Genomic DNA, 15,916 nt, shown 5'->3' on the forward strand with positions numbered 1-15,916 from the left:
TGCGGTTGCGGTACCATAGCAAAAGTGCAACGACATCGAAAAAAGATTAAAGCTAGTTCAAAGGTATAGGAATAAATATTTTTGTGTGCAAATATATAACGTAGATTAATAATAACAAAAGAATTCTAATGATTGTCTGCACACAACTAAGTAGTACCCTAGCATTGGTTTAGAATAAAGTTTGTTTAGAAACCACTCAAAACCTTAATTTACTGCATATAAAAAGCTGTCGTTTTGAGGTTGATCAAAATGACAGCTTCTTTTTTACTTAATAACTGTTTTCTATAAAAAAGATTGATTATTAATGTTTCTCTGTTCAATTAAAGCACCCGTTAGCCATCCATGTAGCGCAAAAACCAACGCTACACCACAGAAGAAGAAAATGTATTCAGAACAAGTATTGAATACTACGGCTGGGAGAGGAATTAAAATCAGTGCATATAGTTTTTTCAAAATAAATCCACCTCTTTTCTAATCTTCCCGATTTAGAAAAGTGTTATCCATCCTTTTTTTAAGTAACCTGCGACATTAGTTGAAGAAAAAAAGCGCCCAAAGCGTCGTCGTTTGGGGACCATTTGAAATCCTTGTTGCACTAAAGCACCACGTTAGCCATCCATGAAGCGCAAAAATAAGCACTTCACCACAGAAAATGAAAGATGATTAAGTTCTTTCATGGGAGTTTAAGTAGAATACTTCACAAACTTTAGTTAGTCTCACTCAACTTAGTTTTGTGGACTACGGATACAGTGAACTTTGTATAACATGCTTGATTCTTTCGCTAACCTTACTGATACAATGTTTACTCGTTTTGCTGATTCCATAACTTATTTCCTCCTCAAATAAAACGTTCTTAAATGTTATAGTGGTCAAATAATTTTATTCAGATTAATAATATATATGAAGGTGCGGCGGAAGGAGGCGACGGACCAATCCTTCGACTGGATACAGGTGAGGGCTATAGGGCATTATACATGTTATTTTTCTGTTAATTATATTGATTTCTGTTCTTTGATTTGCTACGATTATTTACGAACGTTCGTAAGTAAATAAGGAGTGGTATTCAATGAAAAGTGATGAGATTAAACGGGCAGCACTGAAATACTTTACCATTCACGGATATGAAGGGGCTTCTCTTTCGAAAATAGCCGAAGAAGTTGGATTGAAGAAGCAATCCTTATACTCCCATTTCAAAGGCAAAGATGATTTATTTCTTCAGGTTATACGTGATGCCGGTGAGGTTGAGTTGAACACAAAGCTTACGTTCTTTAATAATCATAAAAATGATTCGCCGGAGAAATCATTACATGCATATCTAGTGATGGTTAAAGAACTATTTCAGTTAGACGAGCGCATGAAATTCTGGCTGCGTATCTCCTTCTTTCCGCCCGAACATCTTTATCATGTGATAGTAAATGAAGTCTTTGCCATTGAAGACCAAGTCATGGAGATGCTTGAAGTGAAGTTCGCTGAGTGGATGAAGGAAGAAGAGATCTATAAGGAACAACCCTCTATTCCGGCTAGTGCATTTACTGGGATTGTTGATGCCTTGATGCTGGAGTTACTCTATGATTCAAGTCCAGAGCGAATTAACGAGAAGCTAGAGTCGACTTGGACAGTCTTTTGGCGAGGAATTTCCAAGTAAGAAGAGAGCAAATATTTTCAACAACTATAATGAAATTAATCGAGGTGCTACAATCATGCATTTTATAGAAGTTACTCAACAGAATTTAAAACTGGCCTATACCATTCAAAAGGAAATCTTTTCGGATTCGCCTGATATTCTGCACATCAAAAATTCTATTGATAACAATGATCCGGGCTATGCTTATTGGATTGTGTACGAGAATGAAACTGCCATAGGGATTTCGGGCATTTATACTGTAGAAGCTGACAGAGATTCCGTATGGCTCAGTTGGTACGGTGTTTTGCCTAAATGGCGGAGCAAAGGCTTTGGAAGAAAAATTCTGCTTGAATCCATCGAAAGAGCAACATCACTGAACCAATTCAAATATTTAAGACTATATACATCCGAAAAGTACAATGCGAGTGCATTGGGGGTGTACAATTCTGTTATGGACCTATGCGAGCGGTATGAAAATCCGGATGATGAGACATATGAACAGACTGCTTTGGTCTACTCCTATTCACTAACGGAAGAAAAGGTAACGCCCTGGAACAATAGATATATGGGCATTCGAGAGCTTGAGGAGCTATGCGTAGCAGGTGAGTTGTATTTAAAAGAAAACGGATACGAAATATAGCAGGTATCATTCCCTTCAAGTAAAAACTCTAGTTAAACTCAAACAGGGCCGTCCCAGGCAGCTATTTCATGGCTTATGGGATAGCTTGTGTTTTGTCAAGTGGAATTCCCTGGTCGGATCATCAAAAATCCTTGGTGAATTTCCAGTTGCTACAATCACTTTTGGCGCATCAGGGTATGCTTCAGGCGGTAGCTCTCTCCTTCAAAGACAATCAGTTGTTCCACAAGAAAAACCGAAATCCTAGTTCGTCTTTTTTATAAACGGTTAAACTTTTTTACATTATCAAGACCTAAATTAAAAAAAGGCAATAAATAAAAGGGCGCGATTATTTCAGAAATCGGAGAAATTGATCGATTTAATCATCCGAAAAAGTTAGTAGCCTTTGCAGGACTAGATCCCAGTGTGTTTGAATCAGGTCGCTTTAAAGGCACGAAAAATCACATTACCAAACGCGGCTAGGCTTCGCCATATGCTTTATACAGCTGTTCGTTGTTCTATTCGAGATAGTCGGAAAAAGAAAACAACACCTGAAACTGTCGCACGAAATAAGCGATTACGAGCCTTCTACGATTTAAAACGTGAGGAAGGAAAGCCATATAAAGTAGCCATTATTGCTTGTGCAAATAAGCTTTTACATTGGATTTATGCGATTTTAAAAACGAAAACACCATTCCAAGAAACCATGTAGTTACAGAATTTTCAAATAAAACAAAAACCTTCCAAATTGAATTCGGAGGGTTATTTGGGTTGCGCTTTTTAGTATAGCATGAAGTGTTTTTTAATTTAAAAGATTTTTATTGACAATCAATCTATTAGCTGGTTTAGTTTAAGTGTTATATTTCACAAATTATTAAAAAATATTTAATTCTAGAAAGTCATTAGTTTCCATAAAACCAAACTTCTTATACACTGGTCTACCCATTTTTGAAGCCCCAAGCCAGATTTGTGAAATACCTGAAATCTTAACTTCATCAACTAATTTAGTTAACAGCTTTGTTGCGATTCCTTGCCCACGATAATTTTCATTAGTATACATATTTGTGATATAAGCCTTTTTTCCAGTCTTATTGGTGTAACAAGGTGGAAATTCATAAAAAACTACTGCACCACAAGCTATAATTTCTTCATTATCTTCCACTAGCCATTGAATTAAAGTACCATCACTTAGTTTATTTTTAAAGAAAACATATAATTCTCTATCAATATCTATATTAGGTTCTATCCCTTCATCAACTAATTGCTTTTTTCTTAACTCCACCAATTTATCAATATCAACGACATTTGCTTTACGATATTTCAACTTCTCACAACTCCTTTATAAAATTACAACTGACCAGCTCCATAGCATAATTAATTCTCATCATTTTACCATTGATTCTTATTAAACTAAACTGCCATTAAGTTATTAAAAGAAGATATTACGAATTAAATTTGTACTTCGCACATTAAAGCATGTGTATTTCCATCAGTATCTTTAAAGAAAGCCATCCACGTTTCTGTATTTCCCATTTTCGCAACGACATGTGGTTGGTCGATAAAGGATACTCCCTTTTCAAGCAATTCTTCGAAGGTTTTTTTTATATCTTCGACCTGAAAATAGATAACAGAACTCGAATTTGCAAATTCATCTTTTTCAGGAAGTGAAAGAAGAAGTCGTTGCCCATTACATTCAAAAAATGCCATACTTTCTGTACTAAAAAGAAGGGTTAACCCTAATACTTTTTTATAAAATTCAATTCCTTTTTCTACATTCTTTATTGGTACTCCAATTTGTCCAATTTTTTGAATTACATTAGTTTCCATTATTATTCCTCCTTTCATTTCATCTTACTTTTGAACACCTGATTTGTAAGCCAACTAGTAAGAGCCATTATCATATCTATTCTATTTAATCTGAACATTCTCCTTCTTCAACTATTCTGCGCCGTTAGTTGAATAATACCTCAAATTCATTTTATTTGGATTTAATTCCCTATTACAATCTCTAAAAAAACCAGAATGAATTTCTTCATTCTGGTTAAAGTCCAATTTTTGGGGTTCACTTCAATTGGATGTAACTTGATCTAGATTTTTATTTAGGTGTTGATGTCTCGATGGTTTCACCGTTATTACAAATAAGACACTTAGCTTTAAATTCTATACTTGTTGAGAGTTTCTGTAACATACTTAATTCATTAGCCAACTTTTCTATTTCAACCAATCCTTCACTTTGCATTTTAGTAATGACCAGCTCAAGTTGTTTTAATAACTGTTGAATTAATTCTATATTCTCCTTATATTTTCCTAAAATATTCTCAGTATCCAATACCTCACCCTGATTGTTTGCGTTTTTAAGCATTTGGTTGACTCTTCCTCTCTATCTTAAAGTCATCTTTACAGTGTGGTTTTTGACACACGAGATATTGATAAACGTCTTAGAACATGAAACCATATCATAAATTTTAATTAGGACTATTATAAATTTATTTAACTTATTTAACAAATTTATTTGTTATTTTTATTCAAAATATATTAATAAGCCACACCCTTGTTAGATGTGACTTTAGTAGTAATAATATTTAAATCAAGCGTATATTCCTAATCTGCTTTCTTCCATCATCATCTCTGCACGCCATTCAGCTTCATCTTGCATTCTTTCTTCTACGGTGTATTCAAATCTAGAGCTATCAATAAGATCGTTTATATCCTCTATATGCTCTTCAAAGAAAATTGTTGAATATAATCAATTCTTTCTTTATTTTCGCTATTAAGACATCTGTTTCTTCTTCAGTAAATACGATTTCATAATGCATTGACTGATTCCTAATTTTTATTACATCCAATATGATGTACGTTAGATACTATAATTAAATTTGAAAGGCTTAGGAGATATTCCTAAGCCTTTATTCATAGCAATTGTTCATTTTTATACATTATTGTTGTGATGAACTACCAGTTGATCGATTGTAATGATTGATTCATTTGTTGTGAGGGTTGGTTTGTTTGTTGTTGAGGTTGCTTAGATTGTTGTGAAGATTGGTTCATCTGTTGTAAAGGCTGAGACATTTGCTGCAATGGCTGAGACATTTTTTGTATTGGCTGCATCATTTGTTGAGCCTTCTGTAGATTTAATTTATTTGAAATGAACTGTTGAAGAGTACCATTTTGAAATCCTCTAGCTACTACCAAAATAACAGCTCCAATTACACCCCATGTTAGAAATCTCACTAATAAAAGCCTCCTTTCTTAATGCAAAATATTTAAACACGTTTAGTATTGGAAATCAGGCTATTATTATACTAAACATTTTTGGGATTATTATTATGTATCAACATAGTTCCTACATAAAAAATGAAGTTGCTCCACGTATTCAAAATGATTTATTCTCCCTACGTATAAAATAAATTTGATACAAGCATACTTAATAATATGTAATTCCTTTCAGCCGCTATAAATTGCTCATGACTAAACCCACAAAACTCCGAGCATTTATAGTGGCTATTCTTATTTCTACCATTCAATCAAATTTTTAAAATTAGGCTAGCTATACGACTATCACGCTCATTCAAAACAGATAATTAATTAACAGTTGTCTGTTTTTTATCTGTATATTTAATGTTAAATCATCAAAATGATAACACTAAAGGAGGTTAAACAATGAAGAAAATATTTTATATAGGAGTATTGTCTACATTAATACTAAATGCATGTAGCGAGGAAGAAGCTGTATCTAAAGAAGAAGCTCCAGCTAGTGAGCAAAAAGAAGCTAAAGAAAAAACTGTAAATGCTTATACCGAAGAAGTTTTTGAGAGTAATAAGCCCTCCTAGACATTTTTCTGAAATTTAGTGTGATGATGTTAATGTATAAGTTACCTTAATTAGGACAAATTAATATTGAGTGTATCGCACGCACTTATATAGGTTGTGGCGTTGGTTGACCGTCATGGCTTTTCGGTATTGTGTAGAAACACATGCTGTATCTTTTTTAAATGAATAAATTTTCTTGAATCTGTACATTCTAAGAATGTCTTAGATGTCTCACACTAACTAAAGACTGTGGCGTTGGCGAGCGCCGCAGTTTTTTATTTCAATTAAAAAATATCTAAATGCTTCTAATTATGGAGCATAAAATAATAGTGTGATCAGTAAATTTCATTCTTCGCAGCTTTTTTCACCTCAAAAACATAAAATTTTTATAGGGTTATTATTGGTCACTTCCAACTTTCAGGAAATACCCATTGTAATGTTTTCAATTCGAATTACATATATTTATTTCGGGATAGCAACATCTTGCATTGCCCCTAATTGTTATCGCACGTGCTATCCCTTTAACATCTTCATAATGTTTAGAAAAAATAAACTGTAAAACCTCACCGTTACGGTTCTTAAAATTCGATTTTCTAGGTCACCCACTATACAAAACCTGTTATAACAACATATTTATACTAATGTTAAGCAAATTAGCTTAGCTCCGCACTGCACCTTAAAAATTTATTGGCTTCGTGTCACTGTCCCTAGTGACCTTTGAATTAATTAAATACTCCGTATTTTTCCAATCCTTTAATTTGCTATTTTCCCATTTCTCTAAAACAAAAAATATCTTCTTGAATACATAAAAACCAATGCTATTTTCATAAATTTTTCTTTCATTAGAATACCTCAAAAAGGCTTAGGAATATTTCCAAAGCCCTTCAATATTTCTATTATTAGTAACGCTGAAAAAATGGTAAAATATTTATTAATCCACATCATCACACGCAGTAGCTTATTATTATTCTTAAATCATTACATTCTAAATAGGAATCAGAAAATATTTCTTTACCTAAAGGCATATTTTTAAATCATATTTACTAATTAGTTCACGAATCTTCTTCGCTACATCTACTCGTTCAATAATTTCATTCGCATAACTTTTCACATCATTACTCCCCACGCATACACTATGCACAGCGTGTTCAAACAAACATTTGTCGTTGCTATCGTTCCCAAAAGCAATAAACTGTTGAATGTTCAACATATGAAGTCCACTTACTTTATTAATACCTAGAGGGCTAATGTCGATAGCGTCCTCAGTTTTGTACTGTGTAACTATGACTGAGATTGATTGAAGCTCTTTTAACACTTCCTCATTTGCTTGGAATAAAACTAATTTACAGACTGGTAGTAATTGTTTCAACGGAATATTTGTTGAATTATTTTTATTGATATTGCGATAAATAGGATGCGTGATATCACCTGTATAGGAGTAATCCCACTGACCATCTGCTAAATATTTCAACTGATGTCGATGAATAAGTGTAATGAGTTTATCTAGAAGTTGTTGTTCAAAATATTTCACTTGAATTCGTCCATTATCATATGTAAATGTACCATTTCCTCCAACCATTAGACCTTCATGAAAACTCTTTGGTATGACAGGTACTAAGTCACGGATCGGTCTAGCTGAGGCAAAAATCACTTGATGCCCTGCTAACTTTAATTCTTGAAGTGCTTCAATAATTTCTCTATCAATACTTTTACCATCAAAACAAAGTGTTCCATCTAAATCGAATACAAAGTTCATTTGAATAATCCCTACCTCTTTATTATTTATCTAAAACTATATTAAAATTAATAATATTAATACAGGACAGATGTCTCGGAGGAAAAAATGAATCAAAGTCTATTTCAATCTATTTATCACTATACTTTTACACAAGAACTAACTTCGTCCCTTCTTGTATGTTCTTTTCAACCTAATGAATACATTCTAAAAGCGGGAGACAAGATAGATGGCATTTATTTTTTACTTTCAGGAAGGTATATGGTGTCTAGTTTAGAAGTGACTGGAAAAGAGTTACTATTAAGGTATTGCCAACAACCCGCGATTATGGGCGATATTGAAATATTTACAGATTGTTTGATTGTTTCAAACTGTATCGCAGTAGAACCATGTGAAGTTTTAATTATTCCATTAGAAGTGTACGAAGCTCATTTAAAAATTGATAGTAAATTTAATCAATTATTATTGAAAGAGTTAGCATATAAGCTCCTAACTTGCACAATTTCATCTAGAGTAAATGCGCTTTCACCAGTAAATGTACGTTTAGCAGCTTATTTATGTAGTGTTGAATCCCCAACACATGTAAATCAATACATAAATACAAATTCTTTAGATGATGTTGCCTCATTAATTGGTACTACAAAAAGACATTTAAATCGTATCCTAAAGGACTGGGCAGAAAAAGGTATTATCAGTCGAGAAGATAATGAGATACAAATTTTGCATTGGGATAAGATAAAAGGAATTTCCGAAAATGTACGCTTTGAATAAACATTAAAACTTCATAAACCAAATTCTGAGCGTTCTTATAAATATCTTTTATTTCTTTTCCTTTAATCCGCTCCATTAAAATACAACTTTCATTCTTGGTCACTTCGATGTAGAAGTGATCATTTTCATGTTTTCGTTTACAAAATTGATTACAGCCAGCGATTTGTACCACCTATTCAATGAAACGCTTATGAAGTGTTCGGAATAGTTCGTTTTTTTCTATTTATCGTGTTTTGTTAGTTTAGAAATTATAAGACTTTTCGAAGGAACCATTTAGTTATGTTCCAGCCTCTTTATAGTTACTTTCCTCAGATTGCTCAGTAACAAGGTAAAAATCTATCTCCCCGTATTCTTCAAAATTCCATTTTCATAGCTTTCATTTAATTTTAGGTATTTTAAAAATCCCATCTTTTTATTAAAAAATATTATTTTTTTCTCTTAATAGACATATTACCAATCACCTTTCAACATTAATTCATAGAATATTAGTGAATGAACAGTTTTCTTAATTAATAAGTAACAAGCGCCTATAACTTACGGGGTTACTAACATATTACGGAATGGAGGTGACAAATAATGAAAAAGATGGACCCACAAAATTTGATTTGTGACAGTTGTTGTGAAAATAACCGAGTTTTTTTGCCCCGTATAAAAGCTGTTGATATATGTTCTATTCAACCTCCGCCAGTGGTTATCCCTGAAGGAACTATTATTCCAACGATAAATAGATATTTCTATATTGTTACAGAAGATATTGATTTAACAAATGGAGTAACCCTTCTAGCTAACTTATTTACAGATGATAATGGCGATCCAGTATCAGAATTCAAACTTTTTAATCCCAATGGCTATGTCAATCTTTACATTAATGCAGTGATGCAAGAAGGCGGTGCTTATAAAGTAACCCCAGATTCGTTAATCCTTAACTCATTTAATGCAACTATTTTTGCCGGAACCCCTATCATTATTGAATCATTGGGTTTCCAACAAAAATGATATGAGAATCTGCTAAATTATTCTTTTTCCCTTGAAAGGAGGTGAAAAAAATGGCACTTTCAATTATTAATATTCATGTAAACGTAAATGGTACTTCCACAAGATTTTTTGATGTGTTAGCAGCTGATTTAACAGTTGCTGATGGTACTACAATCCCTGCAACTGCCTTTCTAAATGATAGTGGAACTGCTGCGACTGCTTTTCCGGTAGTAACACACGGCTACTATAATTTCTATATCAACGGTGTATTGCAAGAAGGTGGATCGTATACAATTTCTGCAACAGAGTTAACTTTTAACGGTGTTACTGGCACAATCTCAGCCGGAACTCCATTAGTAGTAGAAGCTGTAGAATTAGTTACACAAACTTAAAGATTAATTTTTAACTAATCGCAAGTTGAAAATGTCTAGCCTTTCTTTTACCTTTTGTACTAGGGTCACTTTTATTTAAAGTGACCCTTTATTTTTTATTCCCTATCAAAATCTTCGATTTGAGGTAATTTATACTTTTAACCTATCTGACCTTTTTAATGTCCTATCTCACCTAAGGCAGGAATACTGAGATATCATTCGCTTTGTTTTTTTCTATAAAGTACAACGCCTAACAATATCTTTAATTAATACATAAACTGAAAGTAACCTGTTATTCCTTGAGGACCTGTAACTCCCTATGGACCTTTACTCCTAAGGTTCCTTAAGGATAAATTATTTAGATCACTTCTTAATTGGAAGTGATCTATTTAATCCCTCAAATGTTTTGCATTTTTCCAATTCTTTAAATTGCTTAATGATGGCTTTTTTCTTCATTTACACACATTTTTATAGTTGTAATGTTTTCAACTTAAATTACATATATTGATTCTGGGATAGCAACCTGTTACATTGCATCGCCCCAAGTTGTTTTGCACAACGCTATCCCACTATTACATAATTAGCCTTCCAAACGCTTTAGGGTGTGATGATGCGGCTTTTTTAATGTATAGGTAACCTTAATTTGCATACATTAAAATTGAGTGTATCGCACGCACTTAACTCGGTTGTGGCGTTAGTTGACCGTCACAGCCTCCCTCATTAAGATCACTTCACTCAGTGACCTTTTTTAAAGGTTAGTTAGTGCCACCGCCATTACATGCAGATTATCTAGAAAAGTAAAAATGATTTACCTGACAAACCGTCTCCCAGTATTGCACTGGGGATTTTTTGTTTCCTTTTTAACTTCAAAATTATTGTCGAAACCTTCTCCTGCAACTTAAAAAAGGTTCTTTCGATACATGTCTTGGGTGTACCGAACGCCAACAAAGGAATCTTTTTGAATACATAAAACCAATGCTATATTCATAACTTTTCTTTCAGTTACAACCTCAAAAAAGCTTAGGAAAACAACTCCTGAGCCTTTCTATTATTGAGTAATGCTTGAAATCAGATTTTTTTAATAGCTAATTAAACAAACTCCATTCTAAAAAATATTAATCAAAATTGAGTTTAGCCTTTTTTATTTAGTATTAGATTTTTTATATAGTTTGATTATTTTTGTACTCCTTATTTCATTAAATCACCTATTAGTTGAATATAATTTTAACTTTCTTCGACGTTTATAACAATTTCCCCAAATAATTTCTCATTAAAATATATTTCTAATTTCCATAATCCACTTGTAGGGAACATCATATTCGATGGGATATGGGAATCCGCACCATTATTAGGGCTAATGGAAGTATTGGAATATTGCCATACTGTATCATTGCCAGATACCAACACGGGATGTTCTTTCCCTTCTTTGTCAGTTCCAACAACTTTAAAATTACCACTGATACTATCTTTATCTCCCCAAAAATACCACATATACTTATTTTCTTTATTAGCAATAATCTTTTCTTCTACTACCTCACCTTTTTTACCCGTACCAACCAAAAAACCAACTCTCCCTTCTTCGCCAATCAACAAATACTCTCCTTCTGTCCCATCACCCAAAGTAATGGGCAATGAAAAAGTAGAACTTACCTCACGTATTTCTTCCTTATCAATATTGTTACAACCGACAAGTGTCATTAAAAATAGCATAGAAATCAACATAATCATTTTGTTCCTCATATTTCTCCCCCTTATCAATTAGGCATTACCTGTTATTAAATAATATAGATAAATTCTTCTTAGATGAACGATATTTATAGTACTACTTCAACATTCTTATAAATATCCCTTCTTCTTCAACTAACCTGCCTGGTTAGCCATCCATGTAGCGCAAGAACCAGCGCTACACCACAGAAAATGAAAAATGATTAAGTTCTTTCATGGGAGTTTAAGTACATTTCTTCACAATTTCCAAAGAGTTAGGGGCCGGGATCTGTAATGGTGTTACTTTAGGAGTTATTTTGCACTATGAATATAATTAGGCTTTTTTCGTTGCTCCATTAAAGCCTCCGTTAGCACAATAAGGGGACTCGTCAGATTTATGCGGATTTACACGATAAGACTTCAATTTTTATTTATTCATCAAAGACGATGGTGCAACATTACTTCAAATACTTCAAAACCTTTGCTATGACTGACTTTTAACAAAAGTGCATAAAACAACGCATAAACAATGTTCATAAGAAAAGCCACGAACGTTGATTTAACATCATTAGTGGCCTTTGAGTTCGTCTCCAAATTTTCATTTGGGAAACGTTATTTTGTATGGATTTGTATGTTCTATTCAACTAAGTATCATTTAGTTCACTAATTTAGCTCATTAATATGGATTGCTTTAACAGTAAATGTCACACCATCTAATTTAAACTTTGTAATTTTATCTTTGAAAATGCGATTTATTTCAACTTGTATTTTCTCCGTTACTTCTTCATTTTCTGCAATAATTTTTAAACTTACATCATTTGTAGAATAAACCATACCAACTATACCGTATCCAGCTTCATAAGAGTATCCAGCTTTGTCTAACTCTTTTCCAACCTGTTCAAAAAATCCTCCATCTCTATTAAGTTCCTTGTAAAATGTATCTAATTCTTCTTGTTCCTGTGGGGAAGACTGTTCAGCTTTATCAATATAACTCGTTACCTTAATTAATAAGTTCCTTTTATCAAAGTTATTCGCACTTATTACATTTTCAATTCGTTGCATTAGTTCCTTTGTGACCTTTTGGGTAACATTATATCTCGGTAATTTTACTTGTATTAAATGTCGATTATCTGGTAACTCTTTATGACTTACACTTAGACCATAGCCTGTTTCAATTAAACTATTGGATATTAGACGTACTAAATCGTTGTAATTAAATACTTCTGGTTCATAAGTAACTTCTTGGTGAATCTCTGATTTCATTCTATTTTCTGCACCCAAAGCCTGATTATAAATAAACGGCACTGAAACTAATAGTGATGCACCAAGTAACCCAACAATCACTTTCCCTTTACTCAATGTAACATCTCCTTCTTATTAAAAGAATATGTCATTCTAACAGGAAATATCTCCATTCATTCTTCCTGCTTCATTAAAACCTACCCAAAGCGCTGTTTGGTAACATTAAGTGCTTAACGTTGTAAATCCGCATAAATCTGACGAGACCCCAAAAAGAACGAATCCCATTAATAAGAATTCGTTCTTGATAAATAATTATATTAACTCCACACGTTTATTAGCAAACAGAGCCAGGCACTGTTCGGCATTAGTGATAGATAGGAGAATATGTCAGTCTCCTGTCATTCTTATTATCTTTGGGCTAACGTTTAAATACGCATTAATGCGCCATTAGGCTTTGGTAACTCTTGAGCTGTTATCTGATTCATTATACAAAAATGTTTAAAAAATTGTTGTGCCAACTCTCGTTCATTTGGGTCACTTTTCAACGAAACTATATCAAGCAAAATTTGAGCCATCCATGAATTTTCAAAATAACGGTATTTACCTGTATTCCATGTCATTTTTTCGGGGAATTTTTCATTTATATAATATTGCCAGAAAAGCAGCTGATCTGATTCCTGTTCTGTAAGTTGAATTCTGTATTTTGAATGAGCAGGAATATTTCCATCTTCACAAAGCTTACCGATAAAATCTTCATTCACCATATAGACACCCAAGATACGTCTGTCTTTTTCAGGCATGCCGGAATCTATTGCTGTTAATAGGACAGCGCTATTTTGGTGCAAGCGGCTCGGTTTGTTTGGCTTTCCTTTGTTATTACCACTTTTTAAAACGCCTGAAAAAACTTCCCACTCTGAAAAAGAACTATTCTGTTCTTCTGTGTCACACCAAAAAACCATTTGTGATTCGAGATGAAGTTTATGGTTTTTCATAAGTTTTTCGTGTTCCCAGCGAAGTTCGAGTTTTTTTCGTTGTAGTTTTTTTTCTTCTTCCTTCTTCCGTTCTTCCTCCCTTCGTTCCATTTCCTTTTTTTGTATTATTTTTTCAAGTGAATTAGCATCACTTTTATCATGTAGTTTTAGGTGCTTTCCAAATACATCAGGGAAAACAAACATTTTATTTTCCGATGCGAAATGTATTTCAATACTAGAATCATTATGTTTAACTATACTACCCGTGCCAAAACGCTTGTGTGTAACTTTCTTATTGATTAGATTCATTATTCTAGTCCTCCTTATGGAAAAAAACAGTTACTATTAGATAGTAAATTAATAATTTTATTCAACTAACTTCCTTTAAAGCTCTCATAACTGTTTTTATTTCTTTCTCGGGCTTAAAAAGGATATTAAAAAAACGTATCCAAATTCTATCTGCAAAAAGGACAGCGGAATTCAAATACGATTAAAAAAAAACTATTGTAAGACAATTGTAACATTTTTTAATAAATTTGCAAATTTATTATTGACAAAATATTTTTTAATAAGGTAAAATAAAATATTTATTCACTGAATACCCTTAAAATAACTATGAAATAAAGGCTAAAGGCCTCCAAAAATTCGTGAAACTTCTGAAGGCCGGGATCCTGTTGTCACACATGGAATGTTACTTTAGGAGTTATTTTGCACCCATATTAGGGTGCTATTTTGCACTATGAGTAAATAAAAAAAGCCTAATTTCTCATTAAAATTAAGAAATTAGGCTTTTTTCGTTCCTCCATTAAAGCACCCTTTTGTTTAAGTGATTTCATTCACAATGTTTCAGTGGGAAATTGAAATTCATATTTATTTCTACTTCACAAAAAATCCAATAATCACTGCAATAATTAAAATAACTCCACCCAAGAATTGTCCTATTCCTGAAGCTTCTCCCATTAACAGTAAATTGAATAAGTTTTTGTTTTTTTGATTTTTTCCAAATAACCCATCATCTGTTCTCATACGATAAATACCCCAAGCTACTAAAACTACCCCAAAAATAAGTCCTATAATATACATCATTTAAATTCCTCCGTTGTTTATTTTATATGTGCATCTTTATGAAATGTGTTATTTGTCATCCTCATCAAAAATAAAAGTTTCTTCAATTGATAAACTAAAAACTGAAGCTATTTTATATGCAAGTAGTACAGATGGATTATATTTTTGTTTTTCTAATGAGATGATTGTTCTTGAAGATACACTTACTTTATCAGCTAACTCTTGTTGCGTTATTCCATGTTCTACTCGTAATTCTTTTACTCTATTTTCCATAAATACCTCCTGATTAAAGGACGTGAGTATAATATTTTCTAGATCCAAATTCAATAATCATTAAAGATATTAAAATAATAAATAAAGCAATATCTGTTGGGATTAGCACAAAATTAGTTAAAAACATAAGAATTAAAATTTCGGGTATCAGGATATACAAAGTAAAGCGAGCAACTTTTCCATCAATTAGGGCATCTCTTTCGTCATATTCCTTTGCTAATTCCTTTTCTAGTGATTTATTATTTCGGGATTTAATGTTAGAAATTGTTGAGAACAACAAAATTATTCCACCTAATAATACTGTGATATAGCCATTATTAAATCCTACTGATGCATCGAGAATTACTTGAATGAACCCAATTACTATTAATAAGATTGATACTAAAAGTCGCTGCATGAATAGATTTTTCAAATATACCTCTCCTAACAAACTTATTCTCCTAGAGTGAAGTTTAATTCACGTGAAGATTAATTCACATGAAGTTAATTTCATATTATCTTTTCACAAGCCAATCGTCAAGTGGGTAATAATGGAACTTTAAGTATCAAAATATTTCATCATTTGAACCATTTTAGTTATAAAAGTGTTCAACTAACCTGCGCCGTTAGTTCAATAAAGAAAACATACTAAGATTAGTAGTGCAGACCAAGGCATTGGTTCGTACTACTATTTTTTTATATAGTAGAGGTGAAGAATAGGTCGGGCAGCTCTTTGGATCTTGAATCCGTAAAAAAAACTGACCTACTTCACAACCTTATTTG

The 15,916-nt window shown here is 32.6% G+C and carries 18 protein-coding genes and 1 pseudogene; 7 read left to right on the forward strand and 12 right to left on the reverse strand.

Annotation, left to right across the window (positions count from 1 at the left end; genetic code table 11):
• Nucleotides 1-282: 282 nt before the first annotated feature.
• The gene (locus AC1DCY_RS25100; RefSeq protein ID WP_477354813.1) at nt 283-453 is read right to left on the reverse strand and encodes a hypothetical protein; all 171 of its coding nucleotides are present in this window, start codon (nt 451-453) and stop codon (nt 283-285) included.
• 610 nt (nt 454-1,063) lie between these two features.
• Between AC1DCY_RS25100 and AC1DCY_RS25105 the strand changes: the two genes are divergently transcribed.
• The 3 genes and pseudogenes from AC1DCY_RS25105 to AC1DCY_RS25115 all read left to right on the forward strand — a co-directional run.
• Nucleotides 1,064-1,642 carry a TetR/AcrR family transcriptional regulator gene (locus AC1DCY_RS25105; RefSeq protein WP_477354816.1) on the forward strand — a complete coding sequence of 193 codons (579 nt, stop codon included), beginning with the start codon at nt 1,064-1,066 and terminating at the stop codon, nt 1,640-1,642.
• Between the two features lie 55 nt (nt 1,643-1,697).
• Nucleotides 1,698-2,261 (forward strand): GNAT family N-acetyltransferase, encoded by a 564-nt coding sequence (locus tag AC1DCY_RS25110; protein ID WP_477354819.1) that lies wholly within the window; start codon nt 1,698-1,700, stop codon nt 2,259-2,261.
• Nucleotides 2,262-2,585: 324 nt separating this feature from the next.
• Nucleotides 2,586-2,949, forward strand: a pseudogene (locus AC1DCY_RS25115) (transposase); the annotation flags it as partial.
• A 162-nt stretch (nt 2,950-3,111) separates the two neighbouring features.
• Here AC1DCY_RS25115 and AC1DCY_RS25120 read toward each other — a convergent pair.
• From AC1DCY_RS25120 to AC1DCY_RS25135, 4 genes are all read right to left on the reverse strand, one after another.
• Entirely contained in the window at nt 3,112-3,561 is a 450-nt protein-coding gene (locus tag AC1DCY_RS25120; RefSeq protein ID WP_477354822.1) for a GNAT family N-acetyltransferase, read from the reverse strand.
• A 125-nt stretch (nt 3,562-3,686) separates the two neighbouring features.
• Entirely contained in the window at nt 3,687-4,064 is a 378-nt protein-coding gene (locus AC1DCY_RS25125; RefSeq protein ID WP_477354825.1) for a VOC family protein, read from the reverse strand.
• Nucleotides 4,065-4,332: 268 nt separating this feature from the next.
• Nucleotides 4,333-4,599, reverse strand: coding sequence for a hypothetical protein (locus AC1DCY_RS25130; RefSeq protein WP_477354828.1), 267 nt, complete (start codon nt 4,597-4,599; stop codon nt 4,333-4,335).
• A 590-nt stretch (nt 4,600-5,189) separates the two neighbouring features.
• The gene (locus tag AC1DCY_RS25135; RefSeq protein WP_477354831.1) at nt 5,190-5,468 is read right to left on the reverse strand and encodes a hypothetical protein; all 279 of its coding nucleotides are present in this window, start codon (nt 5,466-5,468) and stop codon (nt 5,190-5,192) included.
• Between the two features lie 429 nt (nt 5,469-5,897).
• On the opposite strand from AC1DCY_RS25135, the gene AC1DCY_RS25140 reads away from it, so the two are divergent.
• A complete protein-coding gene (locus tag AC1DCY_RS25140; RefSeq protein ID WP_477354834.1) occupies nt 5,898-6,068 on the forward strand; it encodes a hypothetical protein in 171 nt (56 codons plus the stop codon).
• Between the two features lie 994 nt (nt 6,069-7,062).
• Here the strand turns inward: AC1DCY_RS25140 and AC1DCY_RS25145 are convergent.
• Complete coding sequence (locus tag AC1DCY_RS25145) at nt 7,063-7,803, reverse strand: HAD-IIB family hydrolase (protein ID WP_477354837.1); 741 nt, start codon at nt 7,801-7,803, stop codon at nt 7,063-7,065.
• Nucleotides 7,804-7,890: 87 nt separating this feature from the next.
• Here AC1DCY_RS25145 and AC1DCY_RS25150 point away from each other — a divergent pair, with 87 nt between their 5' ends.
• The 3 genes from AC1DCY_RS25150 (at nt 7,891) to AC1DCY_RS25160 (ending at nt 9,920) form a co-directional block, all read left to right on the forward strand.
• Nucleotides 7,891-8,553 carry a Crp/Fnr family transcriptional regulator gene (locus tag AC1DCY_RS25150; RefSeq protein ID WP_477354840.1) on the forward strand — a complete coding sequence of 221 codons (663 nt, stop codon included), beginning with the start codon at nt 7,891-7,893 and terminating at the stop codon, nt 8,551-8,553.
• A gap of 576 nt (nt 8,554-9,129) precedes the next feature.
• Nucleotides 9,130-9,549, forward strand: coding sequence for a DUF4183 domain-containing protein (locus AC1DCY_RS25155; RefSeq protein WP_477354843.1), 420 nt, complete (start codon nt 9,130-9,132; stop codon nt 9,547-9,549).
• Nucleotides 9,550-9,599: 50 nt separating this feature from the next.
• The gene (locus tag AC1DCY_RS25160) at nt 9,600-9,920 is read left to right on the forward strand and encodes a DUF4183 domain-containing protein (RefSeq protein ID WP_142508441.1); all 321 of its coding nucleotides are present in this window, start codon (nt 9,600-9,602) and stop codon (nt 9,918-9,920) included.
• Between the two features lie 1,203 nt (nt 9,921-11,123).
• Here the strand turns inward: AC1DCY_RS25160 and AC1DCY_RS25165 are convergent.
• The 6 genes from AC1DCY_RS25165 to AC1DCY_RS25190 all read right to left on the reverse strand — a co-directional run bounded on the left by AC1DCY_RS25165 (nt 11,124) and on the right by AC1DCY_RS25190 (nt 15,584).
• On the reverse strand, nt 11,124-11,639 hold the full coding sequence (locus AC1DCY_RS25165) for a DUF4871 domain-containing protein (RefSeq protein WP_477354846.1): 516 nt from the start codon (nt 11,637-11,639) through the stop codon (nt 11,124-11,126).
• Between the two features lie 627 nt (nt 11,640-12,266).
• Entirely contained in the window at nt 12,267-12,962 is a 696-nt protein-coding gene (locus AC1DCY_RS25170) for a hypothetical protein (RefSeq protein WP_477354849.1), read from the reverse strand.
• A 308-nt stretch (nt 12,963-13,270) separates the two neighbouring features.
• Nucleotides 13,271-14,125 carry a malate synthase gene (locus AC1DCY_RS25175; protein ID WP_402875199.1) on the reverse strand — a complete coding sequence of 285 codons (855 nt, stop codon included), beginning with the start codon at nt 14,123-14,125 and terminating at the stop codon, nt 13,271-13,273.
• A 567-nt stretch (nt 14,126-14,692) separates the two neighbouring features.
• Nucleotides 14,693-14,899, reverse strand: a complete 207-nt coding sequence (locus AC1DCY_RS25180; protein ID WP_402996709.1) for a hypothetical protein — start codon at nt 14,897-14,899, stop codon at nt 14,693-14,695.
• Nucleotides 14,900-14,950: 51 nt separating this feature from the next.
• On the reverse strand, nt 14,951-15,154 hold the full coding sequence (locus AC1DCY_RS25185) for a helix-turn-helix transcriptional regulator (protein WP_477354852.1): 204 nt from the start codon (nt 15,152-15,154) through the stop codon (nt 14,951-14,953).
• 13 nt (nt 15,155-15,167) lie between these two features.
• Nucleotides 15,168-15,584, reverse strand: coding sequence for a DUF2178 domain-containing protein (locus AC1DCY_RS25190; protein WP_477354855.1), 417 nt, complete (start codon nt 15,582-15,584; stop codon nt 15,168-15,170).
• Nucleotides 15,585-15,916 lie beyond the last annotated feature (332 nt).

This window comes from Lysinibacillus sp. 10T31 (assembly GCF_056394365.1).

Bases quoted from the DNA above. Each gene is read 5' to 3' on its own strand.
- AC1DCY_RS25125 (WP_477354825.1), bottom strand. From the start codon at position 4,064: ATGGAAACTAATGTAATTCAAAAAATTGGACAAATTGGAGTACCAATA.
- AC1DCY_RS25180 (WP_402996709.1), bottom strand. From the start codon at position 14,899: ATGTATATTATAGGACTTATTTTTGGGGTAGTTTTAGTAGCTTGGGGT.
- AC1DCY_RS25130 (WP_477354828.1), bottom strand. From the start codon at position 4,599: ATGCTTAAAAACGCAAACAATCAGGGTGAGGTATTGGATACTGAGAAT.
- AC1DCY_RS25165 (WP_477354846.1), bottom strand. From the start codon at position 11,639: ATGAGGAACAAAATGATTATGTTGATTTCTATGCTATTTTTAATGACA.
- AC1DCY_RS25105 (WP_477354816.1), top strand. From the start codon at position 1,064: ATGAAAAGTGATGAGATTAAACGGGCAGCACTGAAATACTTTACCATT.
- AC1DCY_RS25155 (WP_477354843.1), top strand. From the start codon at position 9,130: ATGAAAAAGATGGACCCACAAAATTTGATTTGTGACAGTTGTTGTGAA.
- AC1DCY_RS25175 (WP_402875199.1), bottom strand. From the start codon at position 14,125: ATGAATCTAATCAATAAGAAAGTTACACACAAGCGTTTTGGCACGGGT.
- AC1DCY_RS25185 (WP_477354852.1), bottom strand. From the start codon at position 15,154: ATGGAAAATAGAGTAAAAGAATTACGAGTAGAACATGGAATAACGCAA.
- AC1DCY_RS25145 (WP_477354837.1), bottom strand. From the start codon at position 7,803: ATGAACTTTGTATTCGATTTAGATGGAACACTTTGTTTTGATGGTAAA.
- AC1DCY_RS25160 (WP_142508441.1), top strand. From the start codon at position 9,600: ATGGCACTTTCAATTATTAATATTCATGTAAACGTAAATGGTACTTCC.
- AC1DCY_RS25140 (WP_477354834.1), top strand. From the start codon at position 5,898: ATGAAGAAAATATTTTATATAGGAGTATTGTCTACATTAATACTAAAT.
- AC1DCY_RS25110 (WP_477354819.1), top strand. From the start codon at position 1,698: ATGCATTTTATAGAAGTTACTCAACAGAATTTAAAACTGGCCTATACC.
- AC1DCY_RS25150 (WP_477354840.1), top strand. From the start codon at position 7,891: ATGAATCAAAGTCTATTTCAATCTATTTATCACTATACTTTTACACAA.